17 protein-coding genes are annotated in these 12,321 nt (G+C 68.6%); 8 read left to right on the top strand and 9 right to left on the bottom strand.

The features are described 5' to 3' along the window. Positions 1–179 precede the first annotated feature (179 nt). Positions 180–842 (top strand): cholesterol catabolism transcriptional regulator KstR, encoded by a 663-nt coding sequence (gene kstR, locus QN239_RS04850; RefSeq protein WP_499008399.1) that lies wholly within the window; start codon positions 180–182, stop codon positions 840–842. 35 nt (positions 843–877) lie between these two features. Then, a complete protein-coding gene (gene otsB, locus QN239_RS04845) occupies positions 878–1,612 on the top strand; it encodes a trehalose-phosphatase (RefSeq protein WP_499008398.1) in 735 nt (244 codons plus the stop codon). Here the strand turns inward: otsB and QN239_RS04840 are convergent, their stop codons facing one another. From QN239_RS04840 to QN239_RS04825, 4 genes are read right to left on the bottom strand one after another with little or no spacing between them, the layout of a single operon-like run. Further along, positions 1,613–2,713, bottom strand: a complete 1,101-nt coding sequence (locus tag QN239_RS04840; RefSeq protein ID WP_187097147.1) for an Rv3575c family transcriptional regulator — start codon at positions 2,711–2,713, stop codon at positions 1,613–1,615. It abuts the gene before it with no gap. Between the two features lie 11 nt (positions 2,714–2,724). Next, a complete protein-coding gene (locus QN239_RS04835) occupies positions 2,725–3,615 on the bottom strand; it encodes a metal ABC transporter permease (protein ID WP_499008397.1) in 891 nt (296 codons plus the stop codon). Continuing rightward, positions 3,615–4,409 carry a metal ABC transporter ATP-binding protein gene (locus tag QN239_RS04830; protein ID WP_499008396.1) on the bottom strand — a complete coding sequence of 265 codons (795 nt, stop codon included), beginning with the start codon at positions 4,407–4,409 and terminating at the stop codon, positions 3,615–3,617. The genes QN239_RS04835 and QN239_RS04830 overlap by 1 nt, the downstream gene beginning before the upstream one ends. Next, a complete protein-coding gene (locus QN239_RS04825; RefSeq protein ID WP_499008394.1) occupies positions 4,402–5,394 on the bottom strand; it encodes a metal ABC transporter solute-binding protein, Zn/Mn family in 993 nt (330 codons plus the stop codon). Before QN239_RS04825 ends, QN239_RS04830 begins: the two co-directional genes overlap by 8 nt. Positions 5,395–5,451: 57 nt before the next feature. On the opposite strand from QN239_RS04825, the gene QN239_RS04820 reads away from it, so the two are divergent. After that, entirely contained in the window at positions 5,452–6,588 is a 1,137-nt protein-coding gene (locus QN239_RS04820; RefSeq protein ID WP_499008393.1) for a GTP-binding protein, read from the top strand. 9 nt (positions 6,589–6,597) lie between these two features. On the opposite strand, the gene QN239_RS04815 is transcribed toward QN239_RS04820, so the two are convergent. Continuing rightward, entirely contained in the window at positions 6,598–7,410 is an 813-nt protein-coding gene (locus QN239_RS04815; protein ID WP_499008392.1) for a sulfurtransferase, read from the bottom strand. 22 nt (positions 7,411–7,432) lie between these two features. Between QN239_RS04815 and bluB the strand changes: the two genes are divergently transcribed. Then, a complete protein-coding gene (gene bluB / locus QN239_RS04810; protein ID WP_499008391.1) occupies positions 7,433–8,095 on the top strand; it encodes a 5,6-dimethylbenzimidazole synthase in 663 nt (220 codons plus the stop codon). 60 nt (positions 8,096–8,155) lie between these two features. Then, a complete protein-coding gene (locus QN239_RS04805) occupies positions 8,156–8,920 on the top strand; it encodes a LamB/YcsF family protein (RefSeq protein WP_499008390.1) in 765 nt (254 codons plus the stop codon). Here QN239_RS04805 and rpsR read toward each other — a convergent pair. Genes rpsR through rpmB form a run of 4 tightly spaced genes read right to left on the bottom strand, consistent with a single transcriptional unit; the run spans position 8,917 to position 9,855 of the window. Further along, on the bottom strand, positions 8,917–9,150 hold the full coding sequence (gene rpsR, locus QN239_RS04800) for a 30S ribosomal protein S18 (RefSeq protein WP_499008389.1): 234 nt from the start codon (positions 9,148–9,150) through the stop codon (positions 8,917–8,919). The two genes, QN239_RS04805 and rpsR, sit on opposite strands and share 4 nt — an antisense overlap. Beyond that, positions 9,150–9,455, bottom strand: a complete 306-nt coding sequence (rpsN, locus tag QN239_RS04795) for a 30S ribosomal protein S14 (protein WP_499008388.1) — start codon at positions 9,453–9,455, stop codon at positions 9,150–9,152. The genes rpsR and rpsN overlap by 1 nt, the downstream gene beginning before the upstream one ends. Continuing rightward, positions 9,455–9,619: a 50S ribosomal protein L33 gene (gene rpmG, locus QN239_RS04790; protein ID WP_024451593.1), complete on the bottom strand. Its 165-nt coding sequence runs from the start codon at positions 9,617–9,619 to the stop codon at positions 9,455–9,457. Before rpmG ends, rpsN begins: the two co-directional genes overlap by 1 nt. Then, complete coding sequence (gene rpmB / locus QN239_RS04785) at positions 9,619–9,855, bottom strand: 50S ribosomal protein L28 (RefSeq protein WP_090354172.1); 237 nt, start codon at positions 9,853–9,855, stop codon at positions 9,619–9,621. The genes rpmG and rpmB overlap by 1 nt, the downstream gene beginning before the upstream one ends. A gap of 105 nt (positions 9,856–9,960) precedes the next feature. On the opposite strand from rpmB, the gene mrf reads away from it, so the two are divergent. The 3 genes from mrf to QN239_RS04770 are packed head-to-tail and all read left to right on the top strand — an operon-like array spanning position 9,961 to position 12,319. After that, positions 9,961–11,157, top strand: a complete 1,197-nt coding sequence (gene mrf, locus QN239_RS04780) for a ribosome hibernation factor-recruiting GTPase MRF (RefSeq protein WP_499008387.1) — start codon at positions 9,961–9,963, stop codon at positions 11,155–11,157. Then, positions 11,147–11,398, top strand: a complete 252-nt coding sequence (locus QN239_RS04775) for a type B 50S ribosomal protein L31 (protein WP_090354170.1) — start codon at positions 11,147–11,149, stop codon at positions 11,396–11,398. The genes mrf and QN239_RS04775 overlap by 11 nt, the downstream gene beginning before the upstream one ends. Before the next feature lie 9 nt (positions 11,399–11,407). Continuing rightward, a complete protein-coding gene (locus tag QN239_RS04770) occupies positions 11,408–12,319 on the top strand; it encodes an MBL fold metallo-hydrolase (RefSeq protein ID WP_499008386.1) in 912 nt (303 codons plus the stop codon). Positions 12,320–12,321: the final 2 nt, after the last annotated feature.

The raw sequence follows: 12,321 nt of genomic DNA, 5'->3' as shown, positions 1-12,321 counted from the left end.
GGTGAGAAGGCCACGCTTCCCACTAGAACGTGTTCTAATAGTGCCAGCGTTCGAACGTCAAGTCGACCGCCATCACAGCAGGACACGCAGCTTGTTCAAGGTGACCGGAGGTGGGAAATTAACTGTCGGCATGCGTATCTTTCTGATGAAGAACGCCGTACGAAGGAGCACTCCACCCAATGTCGTCACCAGTACAGCCCGGATCGGGTTCTGACTCGCCACGTCAGGTGACGACGGTGGCCGTCCTCGCCGAATCCGAACTGGGGTCAGAAGCACAGCGCGAGCGCCGCAAGCGCATCCTGGACGCCACCCTCGCCATCGCCTCCAAGGGCGGCTACGAGGCAGTACAGATGCGTGCGGTCGCCGAACGCGCCGATGTCGCCGTCGGCACCCTGTACCGCTACTTCCCGTCCAAGGTGCACCTGCTGGTCTCGGCGCTGGGCCGCGAATTCGAGCGGATCGACGCCAAGACCGACCGGGCCTCGCTCACCGGCGGCACCCCGTACCAGCGGCTGAACATGATGGTCGGCCGGCTCAACCGGTCCATGCAGCGCAACCCACTGCTCACCGAGGCCATGACACGGGCCTTCGTTTTCGCCGACGCCTCCGCAGCGGGTGAAGTCGATCACGTCGGCAAGCTGATGGATTCGATGTTCGCCCGCGCGATGAGCGACGGCGAACCGACCGAAGACCAGTACCACATCGCGCGCGTGATCTCCGATGTGTGGCTGTCGAACCTGCTGGCGTGGCTGACCCGGCGGGCCTCGGCCACCGACGTCAGCAAACGCCTCGACTTGGCGGTCCGGTTGCTCATCGGCGACGGGGATCAGCCTAAGGTGTGACGGGAGCGAGCGAAGCGACGGAGGTGTGGTCCAGGGTGGATGATCTGCGGCACGCGCTCACTGCCATCGCCGAGACCCCCCACCTCCTGGTCACCTCCGATTTCGACGGCACCCTCGCGCCGATCGTCAACAACCCGGCCGACGCGCGGGCCCTGCCCGCCGCCGCCGAAGCCCTGGTGGCCTTGTCCGAACTGCCCGACACCACCGCCGCGCTGATCTCCGGCCGCGCCCGCAGTGTGCTGCGCGACCTGTCCGGGATGCCCGACACCGTCGCGCTGATCGGCAGCCACGGCGCCGAGTTCGACACCGGTTTCGTGCGTGCGATAGACACCGAGCTGCTGGACACGATGATCGAGACCCTGCGCGGTATCGCCGCCGGGCGCCCCGGGGTGACCGTCGAGACCAAACCGGCCAGCGTCGCCCTGCATGTGCGCAATGCCGTTGCCGCCGAAGGTGATTCCGCGCTGGCCGAAGCCCGCGCGGCCGCGCAGGCCTGGGATGCGCACCTCACCGCGGGCAAGGCGGTGCTGGAGTTCGCGGTGATCGTCACCGACAAGGGCGAGGCTGTCGACAAGCTGCGCAGCATGCACGACGCGACCGCGGTGGTCTTCCTCGGCGACGATGTGACCGACGAGAAGGCGTTCGCGCGGATGCGGGACTCCGATGTCGCGGTGAAGGTGGGACCGGGCGAGACCCTGGCCCGCTACCGCGTGGACACGCCTGAAGATGTGGCCGAGGTGCTGCGGTTCCTCGTGGCGGCGCGCAGCTGATCAGGACGGGGGCCCCGCGGTGCGACCGCGAATCAGCTCGGTCGCCAGCATGTCGATGACGGGCAGCCCCGAGCGCGGCGGGTTGTGCAGCAGCCGGCCGGCCCGTCGGCCCTTCTCCATACTCGGCTGCACCACCGTCGTCAGACCCCGTCGCAGCGCCTCGGGGACTCCGTCGAAGCCGGTCACCGTCATCTGCCCGGGCACATAGATCCCGCGCGCCCGAAGGGAATCCATCGCGGAGAGCGCCAACACGTCCGCGGTGCACACCAGCGCCGTGATGCGCGGGTTGCGCGCCAGCGCGACGTCGGCAGCCAGCCCGCCCGAGCTGGGCCCGTGGTCGTAGCTTTCGACCACCGTCACCGATGCCGGGTCCAGTCCGGCCGCCGTCATCGCGTCGAACAGTCCGTGCGCACGTTCGCGCTGCACGTGGAAATGCGGGGTGTTCAACCGGTCCCGCTCGGCGACGGCCGGGGCCGGGTCCGGATGTGGCCAGTCCCGACCCAGCCGCATGGTGAGCAACCCGATCTCGCGGTGCCCAAGGCCCACAACGTGTTCGGCGAGCTGACGCATGGCCGCCCGATCGTCGATGCACACCCGGGAACTGCCCGGCACATCCTTGGGCTGATCGACGACGACGACCGGAAGATGACGCTGCAACACCACCGGCAGGTAGGGGTCGTCGTCAGAGGCCGAATAGATGACGAAGCCGTCCACACCGGCCGACAGCACCGCCGCCGACCCGTCCGCCACGCTGCGGTTGGGGCCCGCCGCCACGAGCAGCAGACCCTGCCCGGCCTCTTCACATGACTCGGCAAGCCCGGCAACGAAATCCAGTGCCGCCGGATCGCTGAACGAATAGTCGAGCGGTTCGGTGAGCATCAACCCGACCGCGCCCGCCTTGCGGGTGCGCAGCGATCGCGCCACCGGATCCGGTCCCGGGTAACCCATTTCCTTGGCGGCGGCCAGCACACGCTCGCGCAGTTCCGTGGAAAGCTGGTCGGGACGGTTGTACGCGTTGGAGATCGTCGTCCGCGAAACCTTGAGTTCGGCGGCCAATGAGGCCAGTGTCGCCCGTCGCCTGGGCGCCGGACTTCTGGACATGCTCTCCGAGGTTAGTGGACGTGGGGGCCGACGGCGCCGTGTGGCGGCGCGATTCGCCGATCCGTTCCGGTGCGCTGCGCGATTGCCCACACCACCAACCAGATTCCGCTGACGATCGTGACGATGACGAAGCTCGGCGGAACGTTGAACATCGCAGACAGCGCGAGGCCGGTCCACACCGAGACCACTGCCAGCAGGGTGGAGACCAACATCGCCAGCCCGGGCCGCGCGACCAGCATGATCGCCGTGGCGGCCGGGGTGACCACCAAGGCGAACAGCAGCAGGGTCCCGACGGCCTGCACCGCCATCGTCACCGCCAGCCCGAGCAGCGCCATGAACACGACCGACAGCACCCGGACGGGAACACCCTTGGCCTCGGCGACCTCGGCATTGATCGACGCGAACAACAACGGCCGATAGACGAATGCGACCACCATGGCCAGCACCGCGACGGCCACCCCGAACGACACGAGCTGCTCATGGGTCACCGCGAGCAGGTTGCCGAACAGCACGTTGGTGACGGTGCTGCTGCTCTTGGTGGCCTGCGAGCTGAAGAACAGGCCGAGCCCGGTCGCCGCCGCCAGCACCGTCCCGGTCGCCACCTCCCGTTCGTCGGCGCGCTTGCCCAGGGCGCCGATCACCAGGGCGCCACCGACGCAGAACACCGCGAGGCCCACCGTGACGGGCAGCCCGAGCAAGACGGCCCCCGTCGCACCGGGAAAGCCGATATGCGCCAGGGCATGCGCCGCGAACGCGCTGTTGCGCACCACGATGAAGTAGCCGATCAAACCGGCGGCCAGAGCCACCAGCGTGCCGCCCAGCAGCGCGTTGCGCATGAAGGCCGACGTCAGGATCTGCCACCAGTTGTCCTGATAACCCAGGGCCAGCACCGTGGTGTGCATCAAATGCTCCGCACGTACATGTCGCCCTGCGGGGTGTGCACCACCTGAACCGATGTGCCGTACAGGTGGCTGAGCAGGTCCGCGTCGACCACTTCGTCGGTGGTGTCGAAATGTGCGTGGCCGTCCAGCAGATAGATCGCGCCGTCGAGCACGGCCAGCAGCGGGTTCAGATCATGGGCGACCACGAGGATCGTCACGCCGAGCTCCTCACGGATCTTGGCCAGCAGCCGGACGATATCCCGCTGGTTGCGCACGTCCAGGGCGGTCAGCGGCTCATCGAGGATGAGCAGCTGAGGCTCGGCGACCAGCGCCTCGGCGATGGCGATGCGCTGACGCTGTCCACCGGACAACTGAGACAGTCGGCGGTGGGCGAAGTCTCCTGCATCGACGGCGGCGAGCACCTCGGCCACCCGCGTCCGCTCCGCGGCGCTGGCCCGGCCGAATCCCCACCGGTTGCCGGTCAGTCCCAGCAGGACCGCGTCGCAGGCCCGGATGGCGTTGCCCGCGGCGACGGCATAGTTCTGCGGGACGTAGCCGATCAGTCCGGTGGCGGCGCCCGGTGGTCTGCCGAGAACCCGGATGGTGCCCGAACTCACCGGAATGGTGCCGAGCACGGCGTGCAGCAGCGTCGTCTTGCCCGAACCGCTCGAGCCGATCACCGCGAAGATCCCACCGGCGGGCACGTCGAAGGTGCCTTCCGACCAGATCAGCCGGCCGCCGCGGACAACGCTGACATCCTCGAAGGACAGGGCGGGGGCGGCACGCTCAGGTCTGGACGCGTCAGAGTCAGACACCGAGGGCCTTGGCGAGGGCGGTGAGTTGGTCCACCTGCCAAGCCTCGAACGATTTGGCTCCCGGCGCCACCGTTTCGGTCACGTTCACCACGGGGATGCCTGCCTTCTGCGCCGCATCGCGCAGCTGCTCGGGGACGGATCCCTCGGTTTGGGTGTTGTAGATGAGCACATCGACACCCTTGGCATTCAACAGCTTGAGGAAGGCGTCCAGGTCGGCCGGGGAGGGGTCGGTCTCGTTGTTGGCCGCGGCCTGGTAGCCGGCCGGGGTCTTGTTCTGCAATCCGACGGCAGAGGCCAGGTAGTCGAACACCCCCTCGGTGGCGGCATACGTCTTACCGGACGCGCCGGTCTTGATCTTGGCGATCGTGTCGGTATAGGGCTGCAGCGAGGTGGTGAATGCGCTGCGCCGGGCGGCGAAGTAGTCCTTCGCCGCCGGGGCGAGTTGGCCGAGCTCGGCGGTCACCGCATCCGCGACGGCCGTCACCGTGGCGGGGTTGTACCAGACGTGCGGGTTGACCTCGCCGTGGTCGTGATCGCCAGCCGTGCCGTGATCCTCGTGCGGCTCCTCGCCGCCGGTTTCGGCGGCGTTGATCACCGGAGCGTTCGGTGCCGAGCTCGCGGCCAACTTGCTGGCCCATTCGTCGTAGTGCGCGCCGTTGACCACGATCAGCTTGGCGCCCTGGAACGTCGCGGCATCGGCAGGCGACGGCTCATAGTCGTGGGGGTCCACCGAGGAGCTGGCCAACAAGGTCTTGACGCGGGCGCAGCTGCCGCCGAGCTGCGACACGATATCGCCCCATTGGTCGACGCTGACCACGACGTCGACCGGGGTGGTGGGGCAGTCGCCGGCCACCGTCGTCGACGTGGCGGTGGTGGTTTCACCTGAGCAGGCGGCCAGGGCGAACGGGGTGGCGAGCAGGACACCGGCTGCCAGGGCGCGGAGGGTCTTCGTGGCGGTCATGTCGATAACGATAACCGTTTGCATTAAGTCCCGCGCACCGGGATCATGATTTATTGAAAATCATTTCCATTAAGGAGTTTCATGACATCCGCGGTGCAACTGCCGGTGACGGTGCTGTCCGGTTTCCTCGGCGCCGGAAAGACCACGCTGCTCAACCACATCCTGGCCAACCGGGACGGCCGACGGGTCGCCGTCATCGTCAACGACATGAGCGAGATCAACATCGATGCCGCGCTCGTCGTCGGCCAGGGTCACCTGGAGAGGACCGACGAGAAACTCGTCGAGCTCACCAACGGCTGCATCTGCTGCACGCTGCGCGAAGACCTGGTGGAAGCCGTCGGCACACTCGCCCGGCAGGGCCGCTTCGACCAGCTGGTGATCGAATCCACCGGGATCTCCGAACCCATGCCCGTCGCGGCAACCTTCGAGTGGCAGTTCGAGGACGGTTTCCGCCTCGGCGAGCTGGCCCGTCTCGACACCATGGTGACCGTCGTGGACGCCTCGACGTTCCTGACCGAGCTGGCCCGCGGGCAGGCCCTGGCGGAACGGGATATGAGCGCAGGTGACGGCGACGCCCGCAATATCGCCGACCTCCTGGTCGACCAGGTCGAGTTCGCCGACGTGCTGTTGCTCAACAAGACCGACCTGGTGTCGGCCGCCCGGCTCGGTGCCGTCGAGACACTCCTGCGCCGACTCAACCCGTCGGCGAAACTGATCCACACCGACCACGGCGTGGTCGACCTGGACGAGGTGCTGGACACCGGACTGTTCGACCCGATCGCCGCCGCGAACGCGCCCGGCTGGGACGAGGAGATCGCCGACGGCCACGCCCCCGAGACCGAGGAGTACGGCATCGCCTCGATGACCTTCCGCGCCGATCGGCCGTTCCACCCCCACCGACTGGCGTCGGCGCTCGAGCAGATGCGGGGACTGTTGCGCAGCAAGGGTTTCTGCTGGATCGCCAGCCGTCCCACGATCGCCGCCATCTGGTCGCAGGCCGGCCCGAATCTGGTGATCGAGCCGGCCCAGTACTGGTCGTCCACCGAGATCGCCCCGGGGCAGGAGATCGTGTTCATCGGGGTCCGCATCGACCGGGACCGGATCGACGCGCTGCTGCGAGAGGCGCTGCTCACCGACGCCGAACTGCGCGTCGGGGAACAGCACTGGACCAGGTTCCCCGACCCGCTGCCGGCCTGGGGTGTCACCCACACGCACTGAGTGCGTCGGTCAGTTCCCGGTCTGGACCGGCAACGCCGGGTCGGCACTCCACTGCGACCAGGAACCGGGGAACAGTGCCGCGTCCACACCCGCGGCGGTCAATGCCGCCACCAGGACGGCGGCCGTGACGCCGGAGCCGCAGTACGCCCCGACTGGTCCCTCGAATTCGGGGAGCGCGTCCAGCGCGAAGGTGCCGTCGGCGGCCAGTACCGCGGTGCTCGGTAGGTTGCGTGCGCCGGGGATGTGACCGGCCACCGGGTCCACCGGTTCGGTCTCACCGCGGAACCGTTCCGGAGCGCGGGCGTCGAGCAGCACCGGGGCCTCGGCGGCCTGTTCGGCGGTCAAGGTCGCAAGGGCGCCGGAGTACAGGTCGTCATGCGTGACGGTCACATCGCCCGGCTCGGCGATCGAGGGGCCGGTCGCCAGGTCGCCGCGCCACGCGGCCAGCCCGCCGTCGAGGATGCGCACGTCGCCGATCCCCGCTGCGGTCAACACCCACCAGGCCCGGGCCGAACCCGCGCGGTTCCAGTCGTCGTAGACCACCACCGGCACGCCGGCACACACGCCCCAACGGCGGGCCGCGGCCTGCACGGCCGCGCCGGAGGGCAGCGGGTGCCTGCCGCGGCCGCTCACCCGGTGATCGGACAACTCGTCCTCAAGCGATACGTACACCGCGCCCGGCAGGTGGCCCCGTTCGAAGGCCGCCCGGCCGTCCGGCTCGGACAACTGCCAGCGCACGTCCAGAATCGCCACAGGGGAACCTGATTCAACCCTTTCGGCTAGTTCTGCCGCCGATATCAGAACCTGCGCACGCGTGCTCATCCGACCAGCCTAGGCTGCGATGGTGACCGATCACGCGTTCAGCGACACCGACCGCCAGGCCGTGTACCGGGCCATTGCCGAGCGCCGCGATATGCGCCGGTTCGTCCCGGGCACGGAGGTTCCCGCCGACGTGCTGGCACGCCTGCTCGCCGCCGCTCATTCCGCGCCCAGCGTCGGGCTGATGCAGCCGTGGCGGTTCATCCGGATCACCGATCCGGCCCTGCGCGTACAGATGCACGACCTGGTGGACGAGGAGCGCCGGGCCACGGCGGCGGCGTTGGGCACCCGCAGCGAGGAGTTCCTCGAGCTGAAGGTCGAGGGCATCCTGGAGTGCGCTGAGCTGTTCGTGGTGGCCCTCGGCGAGGGCAGGCAGGCGCACGTATTCGGCCGCCGCACCATGCCGCATATGGACCTGGCCTCGGTGTCCTGCGCGATCCAGAATCTCTGGCTCGCCGCGCGCGCCGAAGGTCTGGGCATGGGCTGGGTGTCCATCTTCGACCCGGCCCGGCTGGCCGCATTGCTGAACATGCCGGCCGACGCCGAGCCGGTGGCCATCCTGTGCCTGGGTCCGGTCCCGGATTTCCCGCCGCGGCCCGCCCTGGAGATCGACAACTGGGCCTTCGGGCGCCCGCTGCCCGAGTTCGTCTCGGAGAACTGTTGGCCGCGTGCGGAGTTGCCGGCATGAGCGACGCTTGCGGAGCGAATCGACAGCCATGAGCGACGCTTGCGGAGCGAATCGACAGCCATGAGCGTAAGAGTCGACCTCAACGCCGACCTCGGTGAAGGTTTCGGAATATGGCGCCTCGGCGATGACGACGCCATGCTCGATATCGTCACGAGCGCGAACGTGGCCTGCGGCTTCCACGCCGGTGACCCCGCCGGCATGGTGCGCACCTGCCGGGCCGCCGTCGAGCGTGGCGTGCGCATCGGTGCACAGGTGAGCTATCTCGACCTGGCCGGATTCGGGCGCCGGTTCATCGATGCCGAGCCCGATGACCTGCGGGCCGACGTCATCTACCAGATCGGCGCGCTACAGGCCATCGCCCAGAGCGCGGGATCGTCGGTGTCCTATGTGAAACCCCATGGCGCACTATATAACTCGATCGTCACCCACCGAGACCAAGCCATGGCCGTGGCCGAAGCGGTGCATGCCGTCGATCCCGCGCTGCCGGTACTCGGCCTGGCCGGTTCGGCGTTCTTCGACGCGGCCACCAAGCTCGGCCTGCGCACCGTGGCCGAGGCGTTCGCCGACCGGGCATATCGCGCCGACGGTCAGCTGGTATCGCGCCGCCAGCCCGATGCGGTGCTTCACGACCCGGATCGGATCGCCGAGCGGGTGACCTCGATGGTGCGAGACGGTCAGGTGACCGCGATCGACGGATCGACCATCGCCGTCACCGTGGAATCCGTGTGCGTACACGGTGATTCACCGGATGCGGTGCGGATCGCGCATGCCGTACGGTCCCGCCTGGAGGCCGAGGGGGCCACGCTCGCGGCGTTCACCGGTTAGGGCAGCAACGCCATCTCGCGGGCGTTCTTGATGGCCGTGGCGACCTGTCGCTGCTGCTGCGGTGTCAGCCCCGTGATCCTCCGCGACCGGATCTTGCCGCGTTCGGACAGGAAAGTGCGCAGCACGGCCACGTCCTTGTAGTCGACATGGCTGACACCGAGCGCCTTGAGCCGGTTCACCTTGGGCCGCTTGAGCTCCGGTGCGGCGGGCCGCTTGCGCTTGTCCGCCATCACCAGCTCGCCTTCCGCACACCGGGCAGCTCGCCGCGATGCGCGAGTTCGCGCACCCGGACCCGGGACAGCCCGAACTTGCGCAGATGCCCCCGCGGCCGGCCGTCGACGGAATCCCGATTGCGCACCCGCACCGGGCTGGCGTCACGCGGTAACCGCTGCAGGGCCGCCTGGGCAGCCGCGCGTTCCTGGGCACTGCTGGACGGCAGCCGGATGGTCTCCTTGAGCGCGGCACGTTTCTCCGCATAGCGTGCCACCGTCGCACGGCGCCGCTCGTTTCCCACGATCTTGGCGGTCTTGGCCATCAGCGCTCCTCCCTGAAATCGACGTGCCGGCGCACGACCGGGTCGTATTTGCGCAGCACCAGCCGGTCCGGGTCGTTGCGGCGGTTCTTGCGGGTGACATAGGTGTAGCCGGTTCCCGCGGTGGACCGAAGCTTGACGATGGGCCGGATCTCGTTGCGGGCCATCAGATCTTCACTCCGTCCCGGCGCAATCTGGCGACGACGGCCTCGATCCCGTCCCGGTCGATGACCTTGATGCCCTTGGCGCTGACCCGCAGCCGGACCCGACGCCCCTCGGAGGGTAGGTAGTAGGTCTTGAGCTGGATATTGGGATTCCAGCGACGGCGGGTGCGCCGCTGCGAGTGTGCCACCCGGTTACCGAAACCCGGTGCGCGGCCGGTGACTTGGCAGTGCGCCGACACGTGAACCTCCTATGCTTAATGGAAATGATTTTCGACAAGTCGATGTCGGCACGGTAGCGTACGGATACGTTAATGGCAATCGTTTTCAATAGTGCAGGAGGCGCGATGCGGACCCCAGTGGTGCTGGTGGCCGGTCAGGGACCAGCAGACGATGTGGCGGACACCCTGATCCGTTCCCCGGGCACGATCAGCGTCGGCTATGCGATCGAAGGACATCTGGCGATTCGGCAGATCACCGAGATGCGTGCCGAGCGGCGGATCATCTCGGTGTGGCCGATCGAGGTGACGGGGTGTCTGAACTGCGCCATCCGCGCCGACCTGTTGCCACTGCTGCGACGGCTGCACCGGCGCGACGACGTGTCCCGGATCGCGGTCGCCCTGCCCACCTGGGCCGACCCCGAGTCGCTGTGCACCGCGATCGAGCGCACTCCCCTTCATATCGGCCCCGGCTACATCGACGGGCCCGCCGGCCGCGATGTCGTCGTCACCGCCGTGGTCACCGGTATCGAGTCCGAAGGCTGGCTCGCCCAAGCGCTCGGCGACGACGACCTGGAGGTGGACCTCGAGCACTCCCAGACCGTCGCGCAGGTGGTGGTGGCCCAGGCCGAGTTCGCCGATGTGCTGGTGCTCACCGCACCCGAGGCCACCACCCTCGCGGTGCTGCGCCGGTTGGCGCCGCGGGCCCGGATCACCGTCGGTACCGACAACGTCGAGCTGGCCCTGGCCAACCTCGATCCGCTGGCCCGCCGGGGCCGACCCGACGATCCACACGATCCACTGCTGGCCGGCCAGCCACCGCTGCGGCCCGACGGGCCCGTGAGCCTGCTGGAGTTCAACGCGCGCAGGCCTTTTCACCCTCTGCGCCTACATCATGCGATCGACGATCTGCTCGACGGCGTGGTCCGCATCCGCGGCCGGGCCTGGATCGCGAGCCAGCCCGACGTGGTCGTCTGGATCGAGTCCGCAGGGGGCGGGCTCGGTGTGGGGCACTGTGGTACCTGGCTGGCGGACATGGACCCGGCCGAACGCGCCTATGTCGACCCGGAGCGCATCGCGCTGGCCGGCTCGATCTGGGACGACCGCTTCGGCGACCGGCACATCGCGATGACGGCACTGGTGTGCGGTGCCGATCCGGATGTCATCACCGGCGCACTGAACCGGGCCCTGCTCACCGATGACGAGTTGGCCCGACCGCGGGACTGGGCGCACTACCCGGATCCCTTCGGAGACTGGCATCACGACCCCTGCGATTCACTGCAGGCCGATGTCGACGCGAACAAGGAGGCAAGCAATGAAGGCTGAGATCCATCCCGACTACCACCCCGTCGTGTTCGCCGACGCCAACACCGGGGCGATGTTCCTGACCCGCTCGACGGCGACCAGCGACCGCACAGTCGATTGGCAGGGCAGCACCTATCCGCTGATCGTCGTGGACGTCACCAGCGATTCGCACCCGTTCTGGACGGGATCGAGCCGGCGTATCGACACCGCCGGCCAGGTCGAGAAGTTCCACCGCCGGTATGGGGCACGTCCCGCCCCCTAGGGTGGAGGGATGCGCCTGAAACCCGGACGCCCGGACCTCGGCGACTACGCGCGGTTCTTCGATCTGCCCGCGGCCGGCCCGGCGCCGTTGACGGTCACCTGGGCCGGCGTCACCACCCTCCTGGTCGACGACGGGACGTCGGCGGTGATGACGGACGGGTTCTTCAGCCGGCCCGCCCTGCTGCGGGTCGGGTTGGCGCGCATCGCGCCGTCGGCTCCGCGCATCGACGGCTGTCTGGCTCGGCTCGGGGTGCGCAGCCTCGACGCGGTGCTGCCGGTACACACCCACTTCGATCACGCGATGGATTCCGCGGTGGTGGCCGAACGTACGGGCGCCGCGCTGGTGGGGTGCGACTCCGTGGCCCACCTCGGCCACGGGCTCGCGCCCGAGAAGATCGTCCTGGCCACTCCCGGTGTTCCGGTGCGCCTCGGTGCTTTCGAGATCACGCTCATCGTCGGTGAGCACTGCCCACCCGACCGATTCCCCGGCCCGATCACCGCACCGGTGCGCCCGCCGGTGCGGGCCGCGGCATATCGGTGTGGCGAAGCATGGTCCACGGTGGTGCACCATCGGCCGTCGGGCCGGCGACTGCTGATCGTCGGCAGCGCCGGTTTCGTCCCCGGTGCGCTGGCCGGGCACCGCGCCGAGGTCGTCTACCTCGGCATCGGCCAGTTGGGCCTGCAGCCCGAGCGCTATCTGCTCGACTACTGGACCGAGACCGTGCGCACCGTGGGAGCACGGCGGGTGGTGCTGATCCACTGGGACGATTTCTTCCGACCGCTGGACGTGCCGCTCCGGGCATTGCCCTACGCCGCGGACGACCTCGACGTGTCGATGCGGGTGCTGGCCCGGCTCGCCGAGCAGGACGGGGTCAGCCTGCACCTGCCGACATTGTGGCAGTCAACGGATCCCTGGATCTGACA

The organism is Mycolicibacterium sp. Y3 (assembly GCF_051188035.1).
Lineage (GTDB): Bacteria > Actinomycetota > Actinomycetes > Mycobacteriales > Mycobacteriaceae > Mycobacterium > Mycobacterium fluoranthenivorans.
Note: the sequence above shows the minus strand (reverse complement) of the source record. Positions and strands in the feature narration are given on the sequence as shown.

Bases quoted from the DNA above. Each gene is read 5' to 3' on its own strand.
- rpsR (WP_499008389.1), bottom strand. From the start codon at position 9,150: ATGGCGGACAAGCGCAAGCGGCCCGCCGCACCGGAGCTCAAGCGGCCC.
- QN239_RS04835 (WP_499008397.1), bottom strand. From the start codon at position 3,615: ATGCACACCACGGTGCTGGCCCTGGGTTATCAGGACAACTGGTGGCAG.
- QN239_RS04775 (WP_090354170.1), top strand. From the start codon at position 11,147: ATGAAGGCTGAGATCCATCCCGACTACCACCCCGTCGTGTTCGCCGAC.
- QN239_RS04825 (WP_499008394.1), bottom strand. From the start codon at position 5,394: ATGCAAACGGTTATCGTTATCGACATGACCGCCACGAAGACCCTCCGC.
- kstR (WP_499008399.1), top strand. From the start codon at position 180: ATGTCGTCACCAGTACAGCCCGGATCGGGTTCTGACTCGCCACGTCAG.
- rpsN (WP_499008388.1), bottom strand. From the start codon at position 9,455: ATGGCCAAGACCGCCAAGATCGTGGGAAACGAGCGGCGCCGTGCGACG.
- QN239_RS04820 (WP_499008393.1), top strand. From the start codon at position 5,452: ATGACATCCGCGGTGCAACTGCCGGTGACGGTGCTGTCCGGTTTCCTC.
- QN239_RS04840 (WP_187097147.1), bottom strand. From the start codon at position 2,713: ATGTCCAGAAGTCCGGCGCCCAGGCGACGGGCGACACTGGCCTCATTG.
- QN239_RS04770 (WP_499008386.1), top strand. From the start codon at position 11,408: ATGCGCCTGAAACCCGGACGCCCGGACCTCGGCGACTACGCGCGGTTC.
- QN239_RS04805 (WP_499008390.1), top strand. From the start codon at position 8,156: ATGAGCGTAAGAGTCGACCTCAACGCCGACCTCGGTGAAGGTTTCGGA.
- rpmG (WP_024451593.1), bottom strand. From the start codon at position 9,619: ATGGCCCGCAACGAGATCCGGCCCATCGTCAAGCTTCGGTCCACCGCG.
- mrf (WP_499008387.1), top strand. From the start codon at position 9,961: ATGCGGACCCCAGTGGTGCTGGTGGCCGGTCAGGGACCAGCAGACGAT.
- QN239_RS04815 (WP_499008392.1), bottom strand. From the start codon at position 7,410: ATGAGCACGCGTGCGCAGGTTCTGATATCGGCGGCAGAACTAGCCGAA.